The organism is Terrisporobacter vanillatitrophus, assembly GCF_051148895.1.
Classification (GTDB): domain Bacteria; phylum Bacillota; class Clostridia; order Peptostreptococcales; family Peptostreptococcaceae; genus Terrisporobacter; species Terrisporobacter vanillatitrophus.
In genome coordinates this window covers 1,677,721-1,700,188 of sequence record NZ_CP154625.1, presented here as the reverse complement: position 1 = coordinate 1,700,188, position 22,468 = coordinate 1,677,721, and the positions used below count along the sequence as shown (strand labels likewise).

The window sequence follows — 22,468 nt, the reverse complement described above, 5'->3', positions numbered from 1 at the left end:
CCCCCTATTTTAACTATTTTTAATAAGATCTAAAATTCCAATGGCACTAACTCCTTCTATAACAGGTAGGGCTCTTTGCACAATACAAGGATCATGTCTTCCTTCAATTTTCAAAGTAGTTTCTTCCATGGTACATATAGTCACACTACATTGTTCTTTATATATGGAAGGAGTTGGTTTTATTGCCACCCTAAATATTATGGGCATACCATTTGTTATTCCACCACTTATTCCACCATTATTATTAGTTTTTGTTTTTATTTTTTTTTCATCTAAATAATACTCATCATTAGCTTTTGAACCTTTAATTTTTGTTATATCAAAACCTCTTCCAAATTCAATTCCTTTTACAGCTGGAACTGAGAACATCAAGTGAGATAGAGTTGATTCAACAGAGTCAAAAAATGGACTTCCTACGCCTGCTTTTACTCCTAAAATCATACATTCTATAACTCCACCCACTGAGTCACCTTCTTTTCTAGCATTTAGAATTTCATTTTTCATTTTGTCTTCTAAATTTTTATTTATTAAAGGAAATTCTTCATATTTTAAAGAGCTTATTAATTCTTTATCTAAATCACAGTCTAAAAAACTTTTATCTTTTATATCTCCTATTGATTGAACGTGAGCAACAATTTCAATTTTTTCTTCTCTTAATACTTGCTTACAAATTGCTCCTGCAAATACCAACGGTGCTGTTATTCTTCCAGAAAAATGACCGCCTCCTCTATAATCATTAAATCCATTATATTTTACAAAACCTGGATAATCTCCATGGCCAGGTCTCATCACATTCTTAATCTTAGAATAATCCTTTGATTTATTATCTTTATTTCTAATAATTGCACAAAGAGGAGTTCCTGTAGTTTTTCCCTGAAAATATCCACTTAATATTTCAGGCTCATCATCTTCTTTTCTTGATGTGGAAAGATTATTATTACCAGGAGCTCTTCTTTTCATTTCCCTCATGATTTCTTTCATGTCTAAAGTAAATCCAGGAGGTAAATTATCCATATTAATTCCAATAGCACTTCCATGAGATTCTCCAAAAATAGAAATCTTTATATTATTGCCCCACATTCCACTCAACACTTATCCCTCCTATTTTTTCAAAATCTTCAAAAAACTTCGGATATGATTTTGACACACAATCATAGTCCTTTATCACTATAGGTTTATTGCATCTACTTGATACTATTGCTAATGTCATGGCTATTCTGTGATCCTTATGACTCCAAACTTCCACATTACCTTCCAATTCATCTACACCCTCAACTATTATACTGTCTTCTTTTTCAATAATATTTGCACCAAGTTTGTTAAGTTCACTGGTTATGGCAGAAAGTCTATCACATTCTTTTATTCTAAGTCTTCCAACATTTGTTATTTCAGTTCTTCCCTTTGCCAAAGCTGCCACTGAAGTAAGAACAGGTATTATATCTGGGCACTGGCTTCCATCAATATAAGTTGATTTTAATTTTTTTCTTCTTTTACCTTCAATCTCATTTCCTTTTACCATAATATCCACATTCATTTTTTTCAAAATATCAATAACTTCTTTATCTCCTTGAAGAGAGTCAATATTAAGATCCTTACATAAAATCTCATTTCCTATGGCATCAGCACATAAGAAAAATGCTCCTTGCGAATAATCACCTTCCACTCTATAATTACATGCTTCATATTTTTGATTTCCCTTAATTATAAATTCTTTGTGATTTTTATTAATTATTTCTATTCCAAAGTCTTTTATTACTTTTAAAGTTAAATCAACATATGACTTTGACTCCAAATCAGTTGTAATAATTATTTTTGAATCTTCTTTTAGCAATGGTAGTGCAAATAATAAACCACTGATAAACTGTGAGCTTACATTTCCCTCCACTTCAAAAGTTCCACCTTTTAATACTCCTTCTACTTCCAAATTTAGAATATCTTTTTCAAAAGAGTATTTTATATTTTGTTTATCAAAAATGTTGTAGTATGTGGTAAGTGGTCTTTTTCCTAAATTTCCTTTTCCAATAAATCTACTAGATCCCCCAAATAACAAAGATATGGGAACTAAAAATCTTAAAGTAGATCCTGATTCATTACAATCTATCACTTTATTTTTCTTTGTATCCTGTATATCTTTGTAGACTCCAACTACCTCCACATAATCTTCATGTTTTGTGATTATTGCACCTAAAGACTTCATAGCCTCTATTGTTGCAATAATATCATCTGAATAATCTATATTATCAACCCTACATAATTTATCACTTAAAGCTGCACAAATAATTGCTCTATGTGCCATACTCTTTGAAGGAGGTATTTTTAGTTCTCCCTTTAACTTCGATGGATAAATTTTTAAATCTCCCATTTTTACCCCCCTTTCTTTAATTTAAGATAAAACTTATATTTCTCTTCCCACTGCACCTGCAATTATTTTAAGTTCATCCATTAAATCTGCAAATACTTCTGGTTTTATAGATTGTGCACCATCACACAATGCATTTTTAGGATCGTTGTGAACTTCTATAATAAGGCCATCGGCACCTACAGCTATGGCTGCTTTTGAAAGAGATTCTACCATCCACCATTTTCCTGTGGCATGACTTGGGTCTACTACTACTGGAAGATGACTTAATTTTTTAATTGCTGGAATCATACTTAAATCCAGTGTATTTCTTGTGTAAGTTTCAAAAGTTCTTATTCCTCTTTCACAAAGAATAACATTTTCATTTCCTCCAGCCATAACGTATTCCGCACTCATTAATAACTCTTCAATTGTTGCTGATAAACCTCTTTTTAATAAAATTGGTTTATTTATTTTTCCCAACTCTTTTAGTAAATCAAAGTTTTGCATATTTCTAGCACCTACTTGAATTATGTCTGCACATTCTACGAATTTTGGTATATCACAAGGAGACATAATTTCTGTTACTATGGGAAGTCCAGTTTCTTTTTTTGCTTTGTTTAACAAGTCAAGTCCTTCGTATTTTAATCCTTGGAAACTGTATGGTGATGTTCTAGGTTTGAACGCTCCACCTCTTAAAAACCCTCCACCGTATTTTTTAACTTCTTTAGCAACTAATTTTATTTGTTCTTCACTTTCCACTGAACAAGGACCTGCTATCATAGCAATTTTATTTCCACCAATTTTTTGACCACAAACATCTACCACTGTATTTTCTGGGTGGAACATTCTATTTGCTTTTTTAAAAGGTTCTTGCACCTTCATAACCTTTTGTACACATTCATGAGATTCAATAAACCATGGATCTATATTTCTAGTTTCTCCAACTAATCCAAGTATGGTACATTCTGTTCCCTTACTTTTATCCACTGATACATTTAAACTTTCCAGTTCTTTTATTATGATTTTTATCTCCTCTTCACTAGTGCCTGGTTTTAAAATCACTACCATTTTTACTTCCTCCTTAATTTTTTGTAATAAAAAAGAGAACTCGCAATGAGTTCTCTGGAATAAACAAATTTAAAATACACTTGGTCATTCATGTTTATAGATATATTAACACCTATAATAACTCATTAGAAAAGATTTTATATTTTTTTCTGCAAAAGAAGTAGCCAGCGCTAAAATAAAAGCCCCAGAACATAAAATAGTAAAAGTTATAAAATTTTGCAGTTAAATTCTTTTCTAATTTTTCCATGATTTTTTCCCTTCCTAAATTTTAATTTAAAACATTAAATTTATTTTATTAGTTTTTATTAATGATATGCATTTCTTTTCATATTGTCAATCATTTTATTAAAATATTTTTTTATTATAATATCCACTATATAAAAAAATATGCTTCTCCTCACAACAAATAGTTAGTTAAACTACTCATCATAAGAAAAGCATATTTTAATTTGTTGCTAATTTATTTATAGGAAATCTTATCCAAAGTATCTTTCTAATAATCCTAAGAATGCTTTACCATGTCTCGCTTCATCTTTACACATTTCATGAACTGTATCATGTATAGCATCTAAGTCTAATTCTTTAGCTCTCTTAGCTAATTTTAATTTTCCCTCAGTTGCACCATACTCAGCATCAACTCTAACTCTTAAGTTTTCTTTAGTATCAGCAACTACTACTTCACCTAATAACTCAGCAAATTTAGCAGCATGTTCTGCTTCTTCAAAAGCTATTCTTTTGTAAGCTTCAGCTACTTCTGGATATCCTTCTCTATCAGCTTGTCTACTCATTGCTAAGTACATACCAACTTCTGTACATTCTCCAGTGAAGTTAGCTCTAAGTCCTTCTATTATTTCTTCGTCAACTCCTTGAGCTACACCTATTCTGTGTTCGTCAGCCCAATTCATTTCACCTTTCATTTCTTCGAATTTTTCAGATCCTACTTTACATACTGGACATACTTCTGGTGCAGTTTCTCCTTCATAAATATATCCACATACTGTACATACAAATTTTTTCATAGTATCATACCCTCCCAATAAATATTATCTTTTTTACTTATAAGTAATAGATACCCCATGATTTTTTACTTAAACAAATTCTACAAATTTTTTAAAGATATTTTTGATTTTGATATATTCAATCATGGTTATAGATAATTTTACCATTTTCCACAATTAAAATCCAGTATATAGTTATTATTTTATTACAAATCATACCCTAACATTGAAACTATTTTTTCAACTTCTTCTTTATTTTCTTCATTTCCCTTTTCTCCTAAATGAACACATCTACTTGGTTTAAAACTTCCATTTATTAATTTTGTAGAAAAGGCAAGGCATGTGGCAACTCCACATTTACCACAATTTATTTTAGGCAAAAATTCATATACATCAATAGGACTTGGAAGTCTTCTCATCTCTTCATTTGGAGTAATTTCTTCTGCTTTCTCAGCGCAATCATTTATAATATTTTTTATGTAATCTAAAGTTTCAAAGGCATCAGTTTCATTTAATAATTTTGAAACTGCAACCTCTTCTTTGTACATAATAATTATCTTTGGTCCATGATTAAAAGTTAATGTTCCTGCCTTTTTGTTATAAATTGCAGTTTTTAAATATGTATTTAAATAAGGGAACAAATCTTCAATATTTCGTGAAAAACTTCCTTTAATTCTTATTCTGTTGGAATCTGTCGTACAAGGTTGAATAAACTTTAAATCTAAATTTTCTATGTACATTTATTTTCTCCTTTTACAAATTATTTAGTGCATAAGCTAATTTATCTAATTCTTCTTTTTCATTAAAATAACCCATACTAACTCTCACTGTTCCTCTTTCTTTAGTGCCAATTATTTCATGAGCACAAGGAGCACAATGAAGACCTGCTCTTACCATAATATTATATTTATCATCAAGTATATGAGCCACGTCTTCAGCTCTTTTATTTTTTATATTAAAAGATATTACTGGTGTAATTTTTTCACTATCCTTTGGTCCGTAAATTTCTATATCTTTAACTTTAGATAAAATATTCAAAGCATATTCAGTTAAGGCTTTCTCCTTTTTATGAATATTTTCTATTTTTTCTTTTAATAGAAATTTAACAGCAGATCTTAAACCGCAAATACCACTTACATTAAGAGTCCCCGTTTCCAATTTATTTGGATAATAGTCCACTTGATATTCATAAGCTGAGTCTCCACCAGTTCCTCCACTTTTTATAGAATCTATATTATAATCACAATTTAGAACAATACCTCCAGTACCCATGGGACCTAGTAAGCTTTTGTGACCAGTAAAAGTAAGTATATCTATATTATCTTTTTGAACATCTACTTCATAAGCTCCACAAAGTTGTGCTCCATCTACCACAAAAGGAATTTTGTTTTTTCTGGCAATTTCTCCAATCTCTTTAATAGGTTGTATAGTGCCAATAACATTTGAAGCAGCAGTAAATATAATAAGTTTTGTATTTTCTTTTATTAATTTTTCCACATCATTTACTTCAGTTATGCCATGTTTATCACATTTTACTTTACTTATCTCTATATTTTTTTCTTTTTCTAAAGTTTTCAAAGTTCTCCATACTGCATTATGTTCCAAGGAGCTTGTTATTACATGATCATTCTCTTTTATCATCCCCCTAAGAACCATATTTATGGACTCCGTTACATTTGATGTAAATATAACATTTTTAGGATTATCAAAATTAAATAATTCACCAATAAGTTTCCTACATTCGTATATTATAAAGTCTGATTCCATTGCTTTTTTATATGCTCCTCTACCAGAACTTGTACCGTTATTAGTCATAAAATCATATACTGCCTCACTTACTTCTTTTGGTTTTGGAAAAGATGTTGCCCCATTATCTAAATATATTTCCACATTAATTCCTCCCAGATACATTTCCACAATATTACATCTTATATAAATAATAGCATATTTATAGGCACGAAATATGCTATATACTCCTTAATTTCATTAATATTTTACTTTTTTAAAATTATATAAAGTCAACAGTAGAATAATATTTTTTTTTCTGATAAAATACTAAAGACATTATTTTTAGAGGGTGATTATATAAATGAAAAATAAAGGTATATTTATAGCAATAGAAGGCCCTATTGGTGCAGGTAAAACTACTTTAGCAAATTTACTTAACAACCATTTAGGCTATACTCTACTTAGAGAGATTGTAGAAGAAAATCCATTTTTATCAAAATTTTATACTGATATTAAGGAATATGCTTTACAAACAGAAGCATTTTTTTTATTCAATAGAGTAAAACAACTTGAAGATGTTAATAAAAATACACTTAGCAAATGTAAGGGAGTTGTAAGCGACTATCATATAGTAAAAAATCTTATTTTTGCAGGTATAACACTTGATAATAATCAGTTCCACAGATACAAGCAAGTTTATAATATATTCGTAAATGATTTGCCACAACCAGATATTTTAATATACTTAAATTCAAATACTGATGTATTAATGAGAAGAATAGCAAGTAGAGATAGAAGTTTTGAAAGACAAATGGACAGAAATTATATTGATAATCTTCGTAATGAGTACAAATATTATTTTAATCCACTTTCTATTAAACATAACTTCACTGGTAAAGAACCTATAATCATAGAAATTGATAACTCTAATTTAGACTTCTTAAATAACCAGTCAGACAGAAAATACATTATAGATAAAGTTGAAAAAGCTATATCATCTTTAGGAGGAAATTTAGAATGTTCAAATTAGAAAATAAAAGTGACAAATGTGCAAACAGAGATTTATTTATAACTGTTGCAGGAAATGTGGGCGCAGGAAAATCCACATTAACAAAATTAGTAGGAGAAAAACTTGGATTTGAAAGTCACTTTGAAAAAGTTGACGGAAATCCTTATTTAGAAGATTTCTACAAAGACCAAGACAAATGGGGATTCCATTTACAACTTTACTTCTTAGCTCAAAGATTTAAACAACAAAAAGAGATACGTGCTAACGGACTTAACAATATACAAGATAGAAGTATATACGAAGACGTTGAAATATTTGCTAGAAACTTATTTGACAATGGTAAAATGACTAAGAGAGATTATATAACTTATAGAGATTTATTCAACGATATGGTTCCTCATCTTAGAACTCCAGATTTGATGATTTATCTTGATGGTTCAATAGACACTATAATAAAGAGAATAAACTTAAGATCTCGTGACATGGAAAAAGATGTAGATGTGGCATACTGGACAAACCTTCATAATAGATATGAAAACTGGATAAAAGAATATAATTATTCTCCAGTATTATATGTAAATATTAATGAGGTTGACTTAATAAACAAACCAGAACATTTAGATATGTTATGTAACAAAATTAAAGAAATTTTAAATATATAATTTTTTATAAAAAGGGGATCGCTTTAAGCAGTGATCCCCTTTTCAAATCTATTCTACCTTAGATTCCATCATATTTTTTGTAGGTTTTTCCACAGATTTTTTCTTAAGAAAAGATAATTTAGTTTCAGCAACAATAATTGACGTAAAAATTATTATACATCCAACTACCATTCTAACAGTTAATACTTCATGGAAAATTATTACAGACATTATTGTTCCAAATACTGCTTCAGTAGATAAAATTATGGCTGATCTTGTTTGATCCACTTTTGACTGACATATTGTTTGCAATAAGAATCCAATAGCAGTAGAAAATATCCCTAAGTATAATGCTCCCATAAATCCTACTGACGTTGCATTAAAATTAGTTTCTCCCGTTACTATTTGCATAATTAAAGACAATAAAAAAGCTACTACAAACTGTGTAACTGTTAATACGTACGAATTATATTTTTTACTAAATTCTCCTGTAAAGAAAATATGAAACGCAAAACCAATAGCACATATAAATGTTAAGAAGTCCCCAAAATTAATACTTAAATCAGCTTCTAAAGATAATATTGCAATTCCTACAAGTGCCATAAAACTACACATAACACCGACTTTATCAAGCTTTCTTTTGTATAAAATAAAACCTATAAAAGGTACTATTACAACATTTACAGCTGTAATAAAAGCATTTTTTGAAACTGTAGTATAAACAAGACCTAAGGTCTGTGTGGAAAATCCTACAAATGAGAATAATCCAAGTAATGCTCCTGCTATTAAAGATTCTTTTGATATATTTTCCTTGATTTTCTTATAAAATATTATTCCTAGTATTATACTTGCAATAAAGAATCTAAGAGTTAAAGTTTGTACAGTACTAAGTCCTCCATCTAAGGCTAGCTTAGTTCCTATAAATCCACTTCCCCATATGATTGCTATTGTAAATAATCCTATTTCTCCTGAATATTTTTTCATTTAATCCCTCCCTCTTTATGTCTACAATTCTATCATAATCTAGTTAAACTTATTTGTAAATCTATAATTAGTTTATTCACTATTATCTTAAATATATGAATTATAATTAAGTAAAAAATGTGCATATTCAATGAATACACACATTTTTTTATCATCTTATTTAGTTATAGTTACATATAGATTCGACACATAGGCATATCCGCTATTGTATAGAATCTTATACCATCCTGTTTTTGAATCAGTTCCTACTATTTCCACTTTTGTTCCACCATTTAAGTAGCCAACTTTTGCATAACTAGTAGATGGTCCTCTTCTTATATTTACTCCTGATTTTGTTGTTCCTATTTTTAGTTTAGTTATATATAAATTAGATGCATAAGCATATCCATTGTTATATTTTATTTTATACCATCCTGTTTTTGAATCAGTTCCTACTATTTCTACTTTTGTTCCACCATTTAAGTAACCGACTTTTGCATAACTTGTTGATGGCCCACTTCTTACATTAACTCCTGATTTTGTTATTCCTAGTGTTGTTGTTACTGGTGTTGTAGGTATATTTTCTACTCTTACATAACTGTCAGATACATAAGCATAACCATTATTATATTTTATTTTATACCATCCTGTTTTTGAATCAGTTCCTACTATTTCTACTTTTGTTCCACCATTTAAGTAACCGACTTTTGCATAACTTGTTGATGGCCCACTTCTTACATTAACTCCTGATTTTGTTATTCCTAGTGTTGTTGTTACTGGTGTTGTAGGTATATTTTCTACACTTACATAACTGTCAGATACATAAGCATAACCATTATTATATTTTATCTTATACCATCCTGTGTTTGAATCTCTTGCTACTATTTCTACTTTTGTTCCACCATTTAAGTAACCGACTTTTGCATAACTTGTTGATGGCCCACTTCTTACGTTTACTCCTGATTTTGTTGTTCCTGTTTTTATTACACTAAGTTCAGCATCAGTTTGTCCTTTTAATGATGAAGAATATTCTCCATATACAGTCTTACTATCAACCATTTTATATGCTCTTACCTTATAAGTGTAAGATGTATTAGCTTTTAGATTAGAATCTGTATAATAATTATTAGAATTACCTGAAATTATTTTTAATAACTTATATGAACCAGTGCTATTGTCATATTTATAAATTTCATACCCATCTGAATTACTTACTTTTGTCCATGATAATGTTAAAGAATTTGTAGTTTTAGACTTTAAAGTTAAACCTGTAACTTTATCTGGTAAATTATTAACTATTCCAAATGAAGTTGTTATACTTCCAGTATAATCTCCAATACCTGTAATTTTTGCAGTGGCCGTTCCCACAGAAATATTATTAGAATAGCTTATCTGATAATCTTTATCTAATACTAACTGTTTTCCGTTATAACTCACTGTTACACTAGGTTTTATTTCTTCTCCTGTGTATTCTTGTTGGCTAATTGTACCTACAGTGGCATTAGATAGATCTATTGCTTTAGTAGGTTTAGGCAATAAGAAAGTATAGTTCATGTCAAAGTACTTTGGACTAGAAGAAGTACCGATACCTTCTATTGTGCCCTTGTCTGTATATTGCCACATCATATATGGCCTTGGATATGTATTTGTAGATGAATACTGAGCTACCCATAAATAACTTGATGAAAGTAGCTCATCTGAAAAATATCTACTTCCAAAGTCATCATTAGTATATACTCCACCCATATATCCTTGACTTTCAACATAATTTAAAAATTCATATGACATACTTGTAGCTAAACTTTTTGTTACTGTTACACCTTGATTTACTGCATAATCAACACTAGCATATTCGAAGTCAAAAAATACTGGATAAGAAATCTTATCTTTATAAGGAGCAATAGTCTCTATACATTTTTGTGCTTCTATTTTTGCTTTAGCACTGTTAGTAGCATAACTGAACCAGTAAACTCCAACTTCAATACCTGCATCTATAGCACCTCTAATATTTTCATAAAAATATGGGTCAACTGTAGAAGAACCGTAACCAGCTCTTATTATTGCATAATCAACGCCACTTGCTTTAACTTTGTCCCAATCAATTGAATAATTCCACTTACTTACATCAATTCCTAGTTGCACTGGATTTAGAGTAATATAAGTACCTGAAACATATCCATATGTATTATTATAAGATATTTTATACCAACTTCCACTTCTGTCTAAAATCTCCACATTCGTACCGCTTGTTAATGTCCCTATAACTTCATAAGAAGTTGATGGTCCACTTCTAACATTTAATGCACTTGCATTAACTATACCTTCTCCAATAAGGTTTGCTTTAGTAATTGGCTTTACCTCTAGATTTGAAAACTCAAGAGTTGTAGATGATGCATTCTCAGTAATTTGTACAGAATCTGTTTCTTGTGCATTTGTTATAATCATTACATTTTGAGAAACTATTGTAAATGATAATGACAGTGCAAGAAATGATTTTGTGTATTTGTTCATAACTTCCCCCCTTTTGCAAGAAATGTGTCTTACATATTTTTCGATAATATTTCGACGTTTTTATTGTATTTCCAACATATTTTAACTATATAATAAAATTACAAAATAGTAAATAAATTTTTAAATAATACTATTAATTTATAGAAATAATTTTTTCTACAGTACTAAAAACTTATATAATATCCTAAAAGATATACCTAAAAAAGAGCATACTACAGCATGCTCTCATTCTTTCTAATATGTAACAATTAATTTTTTGAGTATTTATATTCAATATATTTTAAAAGTAAAAACTCATTTACCAAAAAAAATTGACTTCCTATAATTATATCCAAGTCGTTGTCTAGCTTTGCTGCTTCATGAGTATAAAATTCAATATTTATATCACTAATTTTAGATAAAGTATTGTTTCCACTTCTACTTATGGAAATAACTTTTAAACCCTTTCTTTTTAGATCTTCGGCAAAATCGTTTACAAGTTTATTTTCACCTGACAAAGAGTATAAAAATATTATGTCATCTTCTTTCATATATTTAGATATAGTTCTTAATTCCTCTTTACCCTCTAGTACATTTACTAGCTTACCTACAGAAAGTAATGTTCTTTTAAGCTCTTTTACAGCATTATTTTGTATTTCCCCTGAACCATAGGCATAAATTCTATTACATGTATCTAATAGCTTACAAACATGAGTAAAATCTCTTTCAACAAGCACATTCATAGTTTTGTTCATATCATCAAAAACTTTTATGTATTCTATTTTATCAAAAACAGGAGTTTTATTATTTTGATTATCTAATTTTAAATAAAATTTTAATTCGCTATAACCATTTAATCCTAACTTTTGCGCAAATCTTAAAATAGTCGTATGAGAAACATTACAACTAGATGCCAGCTCCTGAATAGACATGCTTTCACATTTCTTTTTATTATTTAATATAAAGCTCCATATATGTTTATCGTTATCATTTAAGTTTTTATAGTTATCACAAATTAATGTTTCTAATCGCATATCCATTTATCTATTCCTCTTCTTTTCCATTTTTATATTCAATATATTTTAAGAATAAAATCTCAATAAGTATAAAATAAGATGTAACTGATTCATAACTCATTTCATTTATTGTTTCTAAAAAAGTAACAGATGATATATATAAGTTATAATCACTCATTTGAGATAATGTATTTTCTTTCAATTTAGTAATAGAAAGAATAGGTATATTTCTTACTTGCAGCTGTGAGGCAAAGTCTATAAGAAATTTATTTTCTCCAGATACTGATACAATAATAAATAAATCCTGTGAATTTGCAATATTTAATGAAATATCAGACTCTTGATATCCACTTAAATCATAAAATATTTTCCCCGCAGTCATAAATATACGTTTAAGTTCTTTTTTTATGGATGCTTGCACCATGCCCACACCATAAATGTATATATTTCTTGCTGAGTCAAACTTATCAAAAATCTCTGTACAGTCCTTATTTTTAATACTTTCAATTACCTTATTATAAGTTGCACACACCATTTCTGTTTGACCCATATTTTCTTTTGGTTCTTTATTTTCTAATTTCAAATATAACTTTAACTCGCTATATCCTTTTAAAGACAGTTTCTGCGCAAATCTAAGAATAGTTGTTCTAGATACATTACATTTAAAAGCCAGCTGATCGATGGCTAATTTTTCACATTCTTTTTTATTATTAGATATGTAATTCCAAATATGGAAATCGTTATCGTTAAGTTGATCATAATATTTATTAATTAATTCTTCTAGTTTCATTATTTATCTCCATCTTTCATTCTATGTTACATGAAGTTTTGTTATAGATACAATTATATCTTAGTTGTTAATTTTTTACCATAAGAAATAAGAGTGAAAAGCTATACGAACTTTTCACTCTTATTTTATTAATATATATTATTTATATTCTATCAATATACTTTTTCCTGCCTCTACTAATTTGTTTGTATAATAGTTGGATAGTTCATACCCATTTTGCTCTACAACAACCATCATTGTAACATCTTCTATATTCCAAACATGTGCTCCACATCTTTAGTGTAATTCTGGCCAGTATTCTTTGTTTGCTTCTATTAAATCATCTAGTATTAACTTGGCAACTCTTGCACTTGGAACAGTTTTTGATAATGTTATTGCTTGCCATAATTTATTGTAGTTACCTTCTATCCAAGCTTCAACTGTAAGTTTTTCCACACTTACTTGTTGTTCCATTAATCCTTTTTGGAATTGTGGTATAGCACCTTGGCATATTTTTTCGTATCCGTTTCTTCCTACTATACAAGGTATTTCAACCATTGCAGTTCTATCGAAGTTTTCTATTGCACCTTCGTTTTCAACTATAAGAAGGAATCTTTCATTTGTATTTTCTGCTAATGCACAAGCTAAGTCAACTATATAAGTTGCATGTGCGTCAGCCTCGAACCCTTCAACACCTCTGCTTGTTCCTTTTTCTATTATCTCATTACATATTCCAAATACATGTTTTTCTCTTCCGTCCATAACTTCATTTGCTCTAGTGTACTCTTTGTTTGAGTGTTCTACTACATAGTCTGGATATAAGTAGTATTTTAAATAAGTATTTGGTATTGTACTTGGATCTACTGCGTAAACATCTTTAACTTTTGTGAAAGTTTCTCTCCAGCTTGCATCTACATGTTGGTTAGTATCAGATAATGCATCTGCAAATCCATTTACTGCAACGTGTTCTTTTATTTGTGGCATTAAATCATTTCCATCTTTGTCATATATTTTGTGCCACCATCCAAAGTGGTTTAATCCGTAGTAACCTACTTGCATTTCTTTTCTTGATTTTAATCCACACATATGAGCCATTTTTTCTTCTAAGTCTATTGGCATGTCACATATATTTAATATTTTTGAATCTGGTCTAAGTCTTCTTGTTGCTTCTGCTACTATTGCAGCTGGGTTTGAGTAGTTTAACATCCAAGCATTTGGTGAATATTGTTCCATATAGTCAAGTATTTCTATAACTCCACCTATTGAACGCATTCCATAAGCTATTCCTCCAGGACCGCAAGTTTCTTGTCCTAAAACACCGTATTTTAGTGGTATTTTTTCATCCTTTTCACGCATTGCATATTTACCAACACGTATATGTGCTAATACGAAATCTATATCAGTGAATGCTGCTTCTGGATCTATTGTATAAGCAAATTCTACTTCTGGTGCATTTTCTTTTAAATATATTTCACAGGCTTTCGCTACTGTTTCTTGTCTCTTAGCATCGTTATCATAAAACTTTATTGATCTTATTGGAAATCTATCCATATTTTCTAATAGCATTAATACTATTCCTGGTGTGAAAGTACTTCCTCCACCTGCTACTGTAACTGAATATTTTTTATTGTTCATTTTTATTTCCTCCCCAAAGATTAGTTGTTTTTGTTTATCTTATGATTCAATACTACACTCCCCAAAATATTATTACAATACGTTTTCCTCCTTTAGGGAAAGGGTTTGTTCAAGTGTATTTTGTAACATTTTCTGTGACAATTCACAGGCATTTGCTGTAAGTGAATAAATTAATGAAAAAGCATGACTAAGCTATTATTAAAAGTTAATTTCTATTTGTCAAATTATAGTAATATATAATATATTATGATATAATTCAATCAAGGCAAATCTAGTGAAAACTAGAGACGCAAAGCTAAAGGGGCTAAAACAATAACTCTGTCATGCCAGCCAGTTGCCGTCATTCCAAAAACGGGCATATTACAAACATATATTTAGAGGGAGTGAATGTTATGAAAAAAACTTTAGTAGGTGTAGTAGTTGCATCCTTGCTGCTAACTCCATTTACAGGCACGGTACACGCAAAGGAAAATAATCCGAAAAAAAGCAGTAAATATTCTAAACAAGATAAGGATTCTAATGGAATTCCTGATTGGTGGCAATCAAAATATCATTTAGGCTTTGGAAAAAATTTAGCCTCTAAGGATAATGATAAAGATGGTTTAAATAATCTTGTTGAATATCAATTAGATTTAAATCCAATATCAAAATATTCAGACAAGGATAAAATTACTGATGGTAATGAGGATAATGACAAGGATAACCTAACTAATTTACAAGAATTAAAGTCAAAACTTAATCCTCTTTCTGCTGATAGCGATAAAGATGGCATTAAAGATTCATATGAAGATAATGATACAGATGGATTAAACACACAAGAAGAGTTTATTATTAGTACAAACCCTGTTTCCTATGATTCCGATAAAGACGGTGTTAATGATGGAAATGAAGACAAAGATGTTGATGGTTTAAATAATGAATCAGAATTTCTATTAGGATACAATCCTTTGTCAAGGGATTCAGATAAAGACGGAATAAAGGATGGAAACGAAGATTTAGATAACGATGGAATAGCAAACAAACAAGAAGTAAGAGAAATGGAAATTAAAATAGTAAACAGTGTAGGTAAAAAGCTTTCAATAAAATATGAATCTGCTAAATATAAGAATAAAATTAAATATAAAATAAAAGATGAAATTGGTGTTGGTGATGTAAAATCATTGCTTGATAATTTCATCCTAACTCCAGATATGACAAAAGATGAAATTACTAATGAAATAAAACAATCATTTGGAATTAACGATATTATTAAGTATGAGCTTGAAGTTAAGTTTCAAAATGGTAAAAAAGTAAAGTCAGAATTTGAAAACAAAGATAATGAACAAAAACAAGATGACGACGATGATGATAATGACGACGATGATGATAATGACGATGATCACGATGACGATGATGATCACAATGACGATAATGATAATGACAATGATTAGATAAAAATAAAAGATACCCTTTCTCAGAAAAATGAGAAAAAAATGTATGACTAAGTCATAATTAAAAGCTGATTTCTAAATTTAATAGGAGTCAGTTTTTTTAATGTCAAACTAGTATAATGAGACGTTTGGAAAATATATCTATACTTGAGGAAAGAATAAATTTTCCTACAAATATTTTAAATAAAATAAATCCTATACAAGTAAACATGCTTTTTTCTTGTTCACTGTATAGGATTCATTTTACTTTTTTTCTATTTTACATACTAATTCTAATTGTAGCGAATAGACATATACTTGATAAAGCAATAACAACTAAGCTTCCTGAAACTGTCATTAAAAACTCATTTTTTAGTTTATCTTTAAAAGACTCTTTAATCGTTACATTGTAAACTTTAAGAGTTTTATATAAGATAAATCCAAATAGTATAACATACAGCATGTTTCTTAGTAATAACTCAGCAACAATAAACATAACTAAGTTTGTAACTGCATATCTTACATCATTTGCCTCTATTTTTCTTTGAATAAATATTAATAAATAAGCTATAAATGGATTTATCATAGATACCAAGAATAATATTGTAAGTCTTGGATCTTGTTGTATTACCTGTGGTAGTGATAAACCTATTTGTGCTGAATTCATAGATAAATACATTAAACTCATAAAAGGTGATAATATAAGTAATGCTTTTGCCACATTATAATACTTATTTAAAGAATTCACTTTCTTTTGATCAATTTTTGGTTTATTATCTTTAACTTTGACTTTTTTAGCTTTAGTTTTTTTACTATTGCTCATTACATCTCCTACTTTCGAATTAATATAATTTTGTCATTTTATACATTACTATATACAACTTTATTACAAAGTCTTATTTTGCTCTCTAGCTAATAAATTTTCAAAATCATCTCTAACTTTTGGTACTTTTAGTCCAATTATAACTTGAAGAGATTTCCCGTTAGTAGAGCATCCATGTGCTCCTATTGATTTGAAATATGTGTCACCTTTACATAAGCTTTCATCTTTTACATTAACTCTTAAACGAGTAGCACAGTTTGTTACGTCAACAATATTGTCACAACCACCTAGACCTTCTAATATAGATTCAACAAATACTGATTGATCATCATTACCTTTTGAACTTTTCTTTTCTCTGTATTCTGCTTTTGAACGTAATTTAATGTCTTCTTCATCATCTTCTCTACCTGGAGTTTTAACATCAAATTTTAATATTAAAGTTTTGAATACTACAAACCATATTCCTGTAAAGGCTAAACCTATACCTAGCATTAATAAGTATTCTCTCCAGTGACTTGACATTAATGGTATCCAGTTAAATGATGACATTTCTATTACTCCACCAGAGTGAATTCCAACTATTCCAGCAATATACATTACAGTAGAAAGAGTTGCTGCTAATAATGCATGTACTACGAATAACCATGGTGCTACGAATAAGAATGTAAATTCTATTGGCTCCGTTACACCACAGAATATTGCTGTTAAAGTAACTGGTACTAATAATCCAAGAACTTTCTTTTTATTTTGTGGTTTGGCAGTTGAGTAAAATGCCAGCGCAACCCCTAAACATCCGAATATCTTAGAAAATCCTGTTGAAGTAAATCCAGCTTCTGGTACTATTGATTTTAAGGGTTGTGAAGTAGCCGCAAGTTCTGGTAATTTAGTTGCCCAATAAGTATAAAGTCCACCTGGTACTAACACATTGTCATAGAAGAATGGTGTGTATAGTAAATGATGTAAACCAAATGGTATAAGAACTCTTTCAAGGAATACGAATATCCATACACCAAATGCTCCTGCACCTTTAACAAATCCTTGGAATAATAACATTCCCCCCTGCACTTTAGGCCATGCAAATGCTGATAAAACAGCCACAGGAATCATTACGAAGAATCCTATCATAAATATGAATGTTGATCCACTAAATGTTCCTAACCATTCAGGTAATTCTGTATCAAAGAAACGGTTGTGTAAATAAATTACAATTCCAGATATAATTAATGCTCCTATCATTCCCATATCTAAAGTTTTAATATTAGCTATCATAGTAAGACCACTTGTTCCGCCAACTTCTGCTGCGAAATCAACTCCAAATGTTGGCCCCCATTGTGCAAGTATAGTGCTTAAGAAATAATGGAATGTTAAATAAAGTACAAGTGCTTCCATTGCACATCTTGCATTTTGTTTTTTAGCCATACCTATAGGAAGACCAACAACGAATAATAATGGTAGCTGGCTAAATACTGTCCATCCACCTTGTAACACTACATTCCAGCATTGATACCACATACTAGTTGGTGCTGCAAGTGACCCCATTATTGCTTCAGTTGTAAATAAAGTACCTAAGCCTATTACTATCCCTGCAAAAGCGAATAGTAACACAGGTGTAAACATGGCTCCCCCAAATTTTTGAATCTTCTGCATCATAACATTTCTCTTCCCTTCTGTATATAAATTTCAAGTGATTAATTCTGTGTTAGCTAAATATTATCAAACTATATTTTTCCCAGCAATACGTTTTCCCAATTCAGGACATTGGTGCTAATTAATATTATATTTAACATTATCTGTGATTTTTCACACAAAAAAGAGCTGTTTCTATTAAAACATAGAAATCAACTCTTTTCCATACTATCTAACTACAATTTTTAATTTTCTAATACTTTTTTTATATCTGCTATTATTAAATCTTCACTTAAATGGTAGCGCTCATATAGTTCTTTTAATGGAACACTATCGGTAAATTCCTTAGTTGCACCAAAGTTTAATACTCTCATATTTTTATCTCCATAGAATCTAGATATTTTTTCGCCAAATCCACCATCTAGTATTCCATCTTCTAAAGTTATTACAACTTTATGATTTTCTTGTAATTCATTTAATAAATCTTTATCCACACCAGTTATAAATCTTGGGTTTATTAATGTGGCATTTATACCCAATGATTTTAATTTATTCTGAACTTTTTTACCTAAGTGGAAGAAAGATCCAAGACCTATTATGGCTACTTCACTTCCTTCTTCAACTTTAACATATTTATTTAATTCATTAAAGTTAGGTTCAACTTCTATACCAGTTGATACTACTTCCATATTTGGAACACGTATTGCTACTGGGTGTTTGTCTTGCTCTATTGCCCAATCAACCATAGCAAGATGCTCTTCTTTTGTAGTTGGAGCCAAATATACTATGTTTGGAATATTAGATATCAGTGGTATATCAAATAATCCTAAGTGAGTTACGTCTCCACCACTTATTCCTCCCCAATAAACCATAATAGTTGCTGGATTATTGTTTATTGCAAGATCTTGAGATAGTTGATCATATGTTCTTTGTATAAATGAACTTAAAAATGCTGCCACTGGTTTAGCACCTCTTTTGGCCATACCTGAAGCAAGAGCTATGGCATGTTCTTCTGCAATACCAACATCTACATATTGATCTTGTAATTCGCTTCTAAATCTATTTACTCCAACTATCCCTGGAGTTGCTGCTGTTATAGCTACTATAGACTTATCTTTTTTAGCTTTTTCTATTAAAAAATCTTCTGTAATATCTCCATAAGTTTTAACGTATTCACCTGTAAATGCTGGTTCTTTACTTTCTAAATTAAAAGGCATTACCCAGTGGAATGCTTCTTTATTTGTTTCTGCATCTTCATATCCCTTACCTTTTAAAGTGTGCATATGAATAACTACTGGATGATTTGTATCCTTAACTTTTTCAAAAGTTTCTATTAAGGATTCTATATTGTTTCCATCTTTTACAAAGTGATATTCAAATCCTAAAGCTTTGAAGATGTTATTTTCTGCTTTTCCTTCACTTTCACGAAGTGTAGCTAAATTTTCATAAAGACCACCATGATTTTCTGCAATGGACATATTGTTATCATTTACTAAGATTATTATATTTTTATTAGATGCTGCTGCATTGTTTAATCCTTCGTAAGCTTCTCCACCACTTAGAGAACCATCTCCTATTATTGCTACTATATTTTCATTTTCTCCTAATGCATCACGACCTTTTGCTAATCCACATGCTAAACTCACAGATGTAGATGTGTGACCTATAGTAAAGAAGTCATGTTCACTTTCCTTAGGCTCGCTGTATCCTGTAACAGTTTTAAATTTTTCAGGATTTATAAATGCTTCTTTTCTTCCAGTTAATATTTTATGTGTATATGATTGATGAGAAACATCGTATACAAATTTATCAACTGGTGAATTAAACACATAGTGAAGAGCTATAGTTGCTTCAACCATACCTAAGTTTGGTCCAAAGTGACCTCCTGTTGTACTTACTTTTTTAATTAATACATCTCTTATTTCAGATGATAATAAATTTAAATTTTCTCTTGATAAAGATTTTAAATCTTTTGGTCCATTAATTTTATTTAAAATATTTAATGTCATATTTTTCTCCTTGTAGTTTATTTTTTTGCTATATTTGAAATTATAATATTTGGAGTTAACTCCAAGTCAATAACTTTTTTAAAATTATTTTAATTAAAGAGAAATATTAATATTATACCTAAGTTAATTCATTTAATGATTACTTGTTTTTTTATAAACAAGAATTTATAAAATAATGTTATATAAGTTTTAAATATGCTAATCCTATATTTATACATGACATAAATATAGGAGGACACAATATGGATCTTAATGCTAAAATAGCCTTTAATAATCTTAAAATGGAAATAGCCCATGAATTAGGATACAACTATAACAACATTACAGATAAAGTAGAAAGTAATGCTTCCCAAGACACTTTAATGGGTCATGCTAAAAATGTACTGGCTGGAGAGCAAGTTGGCGGTCAAATGAGCAAAAGATTAGTAGAACTTGGTGAAAAAGCTTTATTAGATAAATATAATTCGCAAAACTAAGTTATTTATATTTTTAGTATTAAAAAAGCTGTCTCCCAAAATAGTGAGACAGCTTTATATTTCAAATGCTTAATTTAATAATATGTTTTTAATTTTCTTTGAACATATAAGCACTAATATTAGTGTTGAGATTGGTATTGCTAAAAATACGGCTAACTGAGGTGAAATGTTCATAATATCATATTTTGAGAATATTAAAGGAATAACTACAGTTAATGGTATAAGTAATACAACCTGTCTTATTAGCTCTATCTTACTTGCACTTACTTCATCTCCTGACACCTGCATAAATGTAATTAAAGCATATAAAATTCCCAATAATGGAAAACCTACTAGCACTATTCTAAGTATAGGTGTTGCTAATGCTACTAAGCTTAAATCATTAGTAAATAACTTAGAAACGTAATCAGCGAATAAACATATTAGTATGGCTGCACTTATAGAATATATTAAGCTATATTTTATAATTTTATGTTTTGCACCTCTCTCTTTATTTTTATCATTTTTACCATGGAAATATGCAATTATAGGTTGAGCTCCTTGGGTCAATCCTATCAATGGTAATAGAATAACCATATTTATATTGCTACATATGGACCATGCTCCTATATATGAAACACTTCCGTATTTTATTAGAACTTTATTTATTATTAATCCACTTATACTATTTAATGACTGCATTAAAAACTGAACAAAGCCTATTTTCACTAAACTTACAAATATATTTTTAAACTCTATAAAATCCAATCTACTTCTTTTTATCCATAATTTTTTCTTTAATAAAAATATTATAGAAAACCCAAAGTAAAATAATTCGCTTATTAATGTGGATAATGCAATTCCCACAATTCCCATATGAAACACAAATGTTAGTATTATGTTAAAAGTAATATTTATAATAGTAGATAAAACTCCAACTATAATTTCAATTTTGGGATATCCAAATGCTCTAATATTATTAACTAACATATATCCCACTGAGCTAAATACGTTAAATATTATGGCTATGTTTAAAAACTGTTTAGCTAAAATTTTAACCTGTCCACTTGCTCCAAGAATATTTAATAGCTGTTCTTGAAGTAAAAATATAATTATAGATATAACAGTACTACATATAAAGCTGGAATAAAAACCCACCTTAAAAGTATTATTTACCTTTTCTTTATTATTTTCCCCAAGTCCTTTTGATATAACTATACTTGTCGATACTCCAAATATTAATTGGGCCGCAATTAACAATAAAAGTATGGGATTAAGAATACCCATAGCTGATAATGCAGTGCTACTCATGTTTCCTAAATGTCCTGCAAATGCAGTGTCTATCATTGATGTTAATGATTCAAGTACTAAAGAGCATATGGTTGGCAATGAGTATAGGGCTATCAACTGTTGTATAGATTTTTTTTCAAATATATTTCCATTAGTCATACTTATTTTCTCCTAAACAGTGAACCTGTGTATTTCCAC

General features: G+C 29.4%; 19 protein-coding genes and 1 riboswitch. Of the genes, 4 read left to right on the top strand and 15 right to left on the bottom strand.

Annotated features, from left to right (window positions below; all coding sequences use genetic code 11):
* Positions 1-9: 9 nt before the first annotated feature.
* From aroC to TVTCOM_RS08530, 6 genes are all read right to left on the bottom strand, one after another.
* Positions 10-1,089, bottom strand: coding sequence for a chorismate synthase (gene aroC / locus TVTCOM_RS08555; protein ID WP_434799414.1), 1,080 nt, complete (start codon positions 1,087-1,089; stop codon positions 10-12).
* A complete protein-coding gene (gene aroA, locus TVTCOM_RS08550; RefSeq protein ID WP_434799413.1) occupies positions 1,067-2,362 on the bottom strand; it encodes a 3-phosphoshikimate 1-carboxyvinyltransferase in 1,296 nt (431 codons plus the stop codon). The genes aroC and aroA overlap by 23 nt, the downstream gene beginning before the upstream one ends.
* A 33-nt stretch (positions 2,363-2,395) precedes the next feature.
* Positions 2,396-3,409, bottom strand: coding sequence for a 3-deoxy-7-phosphoheptulonate synthase (aroF, locus tag TVTCOM_RS08545; RefSeq protein ID WP_434799412.1), 1,014 nt, complete (start codon positions 3,407-3,409; stop codon positions 2,396-2,398).
* Between the two features lie 476 nt (positions 3,410-3,885).
* Positions 3,886-4,428, bottom strand: coding sequence for an NADH peroxidase (locus TVTCOM_RS08540; RefSeq protein WP_434799411.1), 543 nt, complete (start codon positions 4,426-4,428; stop codon positions 3,886-3,888).
* A gap of 185 nt (positions 4,429-4,613) precedes the next feature.
* Positions 4,614-5,147, bottom strand: coding sequence for a (Fe-S)-binding protein (locus tag TVTCOM_RS08535; protein ID WP_434799410.1), 534 nt, complete (start codon positions 5,145-5,147; stop codon positions 4,614-4,616).
* Positions 5,148-5,160: 13 nt separating this feature from the next.
* The gene (locus tag TVTCOM_RS08530) at positions 5,161-6,297 is read right to left on the bottom strand and encodes an aminotransferase class V-fold PLP-dependent enzyme (protein WP_434799409.1); all 1,137 of its coding nucleotides are present in this window, start codon (positions 6,295-6,297) and stop codon (positions 5,161-5,163) included.
* 199 nt (positions 6,298-6,496) lie between these two features.
* On the opposite strand from TVTCOM_RS08530, the gene TVTCOM_RS08525 reads away from it, so the two are divergent.
* Positions 6,497-7,165 (top strand): deoxynucleoside kinase, encoded by a 669-nt coding sequence (locus TVTCOM_RS08525; protein ID WP_434799408.1) that lies wholly within the window; start codon positions 6,497-6,499, stop codon positions 7,163-7,165.
* On the top strand, positions 7,153-7,806 hold the full coding sequence (locus TVTCOM_RS08520; RefSeq protein ID WP_434799407.1) for a deoxynucleoside kinase: 654 nt from the start codon (positions 7,153-7,155) through the stop codon (positions 7,804-7,806). The genes TVTCOM_RS08525 and TVTCOM_RS08520 overlap by 13 nt, the downstream gene beginning before the upstream one ends.
* Before the next feature lie 48 nt (positions 7,807-7,854).
* On the opposite strand, the gene TVTCOM_RS08515 is transcribed toward TVTCOM_RS08520, so the two are convergent.
* From TVTCOM_RS08515 to TVTCOM_RS08495, 5 genes are all read right to left on the bottom strand, one after another.
* Positions 7,855-8,769, bottom strand: coding sequence for a DMT family transporter (locus tag TVTCOM_RS08515; protein ID WP_434799406.1), 915 nt, complete (start codon positions 8,767-8,769; stop codon positions 7,855-7,857).
* Positions 8,770-8,925: 156 nt separating this feature from the next.
* The gene (locus TVTCOM_RS08510) at positions 8,926-11,259 is read right to left on the bottom strand and encodes an SH3 domain-containing protein (protein ID WP_434799405.1); all 2,334 of its coding nucleotides are present in this window, start codon (positions 11,257-11,259) and stop codon (positions 8,926-8,928) included.
* 248 nt (positions 11,260-11,507) lie between these two features.
* Positions 11,508-12,278 (bottom strand): MurR/RpiR family transcriptional regulator, encoded by a 771-nt coding sequence (locus TVTCOM_RS08505; RefSeq protein WP_434799404.1) that lies wholly within the window; start codon positions 12,276-12,278, stop codon positions 11,508-11,510.
* Between the two features lie 4 nt (positions 12,279-12,282).
* The gene (locus TVTCOM_RS08500; RefSeq protein WP_434799403.1) at positions 12,283-13,044 is read right to left on the bottom strand and encodes a MurR/RpiR family transcriptional regulator; all 762 of its coding nucleotides are present in this window, start codon (positions 13,042-13,044) and stop codon (positions 12,283-12,285) included.
* A 276-nt stretch (positions 13,045-13,320) separates the two neighbouring features.
* Positions 13,321-14,658: a 6-phospho-alpha-glucosidase gene (locus TVTCOM_RS08495; protein ID WP_434799402.1), complete on the bottom strand. Its 1,338-nt coding sequence runs from the start codon at positions 14,656-14,658 to the stop codon at positions 13,321-13,323.
* A 254-nt stretch (positions 14,659-14,912) separates the two neighbouring features.
* Positions 14,913-15,000, top strand: a riboswitch (cyclic di-GMP riboswitch).
* 50 nt (positions 15,001-15,050) lie between these two features.
* On the opposite strand from TVTCOM_RS08495, the gene TVTCOM_RS08490 reads away from it, so the two are divergent.
* Entirely contained in the window at positions 15,051-16,088 is a 1,038-nt protein-coding gene (locus tag TVTCOM_RS08490) for a hypothetical protein (RefSeq protein ID WP_434799401.1), read from the top strand.
* A 259-nt stretch (positions 16,089-16,347) separates the two neighbouring features.
* On the opposite strand, the gene TVTCOM_RS08485 is transcribed toward TVTCOM_RS08490, so the two are convergent.
* The 3 genes from TVTCOM_RS08485 to TVTCOM_RS08475 form a co-directional block, all read right to left on the bottom strand.
* Positions 16,348-16,890 (bottom strand): hypothetical protein, encoded by a 543-nt coding sequence (locus TVTCOM_RS08485; protein WP_434799400.1) that lies wholly within the window; start codon positions 16,888-16,890, stop codon positions 16,348-16,350.
* A 63-nt stretch (positions 16,891-16,953) separates the two neighbouring features.
* Positions 16,954-18,540: an alpha-glucoside-specific PTS transporter subunit IIBC gene (locus TVTCOM_RS08480; RefSeq protein WP_434799399.1), complete on the bottom strand. Its 1,587-nt coding sequence runs from the start codon at positions 18,538-18,540 to the stop codon at positions 16,954-16,956.
* A 221-nt stretch (positions 18,541-18,761) separates the two neighbouring features.
* A complete protein-coding gene (locus TVTCOM_RS08475; protein WP_434799398.1) occupies positions 18,762-20,525 on the bottom strand; it encodes a 1-deoxy-D-xylulose-5-phosphate synthase in 1,764 nt (587 codons plus the stop codon).
* A 242-nt stretch (positions 20,526-20,767) separates the two neighbouring features.
* Between TVTCOM_RS08475 and TVTCOM_RS08470 the strand changes: the two genes are divergently transcribed.
* Positions 20,768-21,001 carry a small, acid-soluble spore protein, alpha/beta type gene (locus TVTCOM_RS08470; RefSeq protein WP_434799397.1) on the top strand — a complete coding sequence of 78 codons (234 nt, stop codon included), beginning with the start codon at positions 20,768-20,770 and terminating at the stop codon, positions 20,999-21,001.
* 69 nt (positions 21,002-21,070) lie between these two features.
* On the opposite strand, the gene TVTCOM_RS08465 is transcribed toward TVTCOM_RS08470, so the two are convergent.
* Positions 21,071-22,429, bottom strand: a complete 1,359-nt coding sequence (locus TVTCOM_RS08465) for an MATE family efflux transporter (protein WP_434799396.1) — start codon at positions 22,427-22,429, stop codon at positions 21,071-21,073.
* Positions 22,430-22,468 lie beyond the last annotated feature (39 nt).

Bases quoted from the DNA above. Each gene is read 5' to 3' on its own strand.
- aroA (WP_434799413.1), bottom strand. From the start codon at position 2,362: ATGGGAGATTTAAAAATTTATCCATCGAAGTTAAAGGGAGAACTAAAA.
- aroF (WP_434799412.1), bottom strand. From the start codon at position 3,409: ATGGTAGTGATTTTAAAACCAGGCACTAGTGAAGAGGAGATAAAAATC.
- TVTCOM_RS08540 (WP_434799411.1), bottom strand. From the start codon at position 4,428: ATGAAAAAATTTGTATGTACAGTATGTGGATATATTTATGAAGGAGAA.
- TVTCOM_RS08535 (WP_434799410.1), bottom strand. From the start codon at position 5,147: ATGTACATAGAAAATTTAGATTTAAAGTTTATTCAACCTTGTACGACA.
- TVTCOM_RS08525 (WP_434799408.1), top strand. From the start codon at position 6,497: ATGAAAAATAAAGGTATATTTATAGCAATAGAAGGCCCTATTGGTGCA.
- TVTCOM_RS08520 (WP_434799407.1), top strand. From the start codon at position 7,153: ATGTTCAAATTAGAAAATAAAAGTGACAAATGTGCAAACAGAGATTTA.
- TVTCOM_RS08515 (WP_434799406.1), bottom strand. From the start codon at position 8,769: ATGAAAAAATATTCAGGAGAAATAGGATTATTTACAATAGCAATCATA.
- TVTCOM_RS08510 (WP_434799405.1), bottom strand. From the start codon at position 11,259: ATGAACAAATACACAAAATCATTTCTTGCACTGTCATTATCATTTACA.
- TVTCOM_RS08505 (WP_434799404.1), bottom strand. From the start codon at position 12,278: ATGGATATGCGATTAGAAACATTAATTTGTGATAACTATAAAAACTTA.
- TVTCOM_RS08500 (WP_434799403.1), bottom strand. From the start codon at position 13,044: ATGAAACTAGAAGAATTAATTAATAAATATTATGATCAACTTAACGAT.
- TVTCOM_RS08495 (WP_434799402.1), bottom strand. From the start codon at position 14,658: ATGAACAATAAAAAATATTCAGTTACAGTAGCAGGTGGAGGAAGTACT.
- TVTCOM_RS08490 (WP_434799401.1), top strand. From the start codon at position 15,051: ATGAAAAAAACTTTAGTAGGTGTAGTAGTTGCATCCTTGCTGCTAACT.
- TVTCOM_RS08485 (WP_434799400.1), bottom strand. From the start codon at position 16,890: ATGAGCAATAGTAAAAAAACTAAAGCTAAAAAAGTCAAAGTTAAAGAT.
- TVTCOM_RS08480 (WP_434799399.1), bottom strand. From the start codon at position 18,540: ATGATGCAGAAGATTCAAAAATTTGGGGGAGCCATGTTTACACCTGTG.
- TVTCOM_RS08475 (WP_434799398.1), bottom strand. From the start codon at position 20,525: ATGACATTAAATATTTTAAATAAAATTAATGGACCAAAAGATTTAAAA.
- TVTCOM_RS08470 (WP_434799397.1), top strand. From the start codon at position 20,768: ATGGATCTTAATGCTAAAATAGCCTTTAATAATCTTAAAATGGAAATA.
- TVTCOM_RS08465 (WP_434799396.1), bottom strand. From the start codon at position 22,429: ATGACTAATGGAAATATATTTGAAAAAAAATCTATACAACAGTTGATA.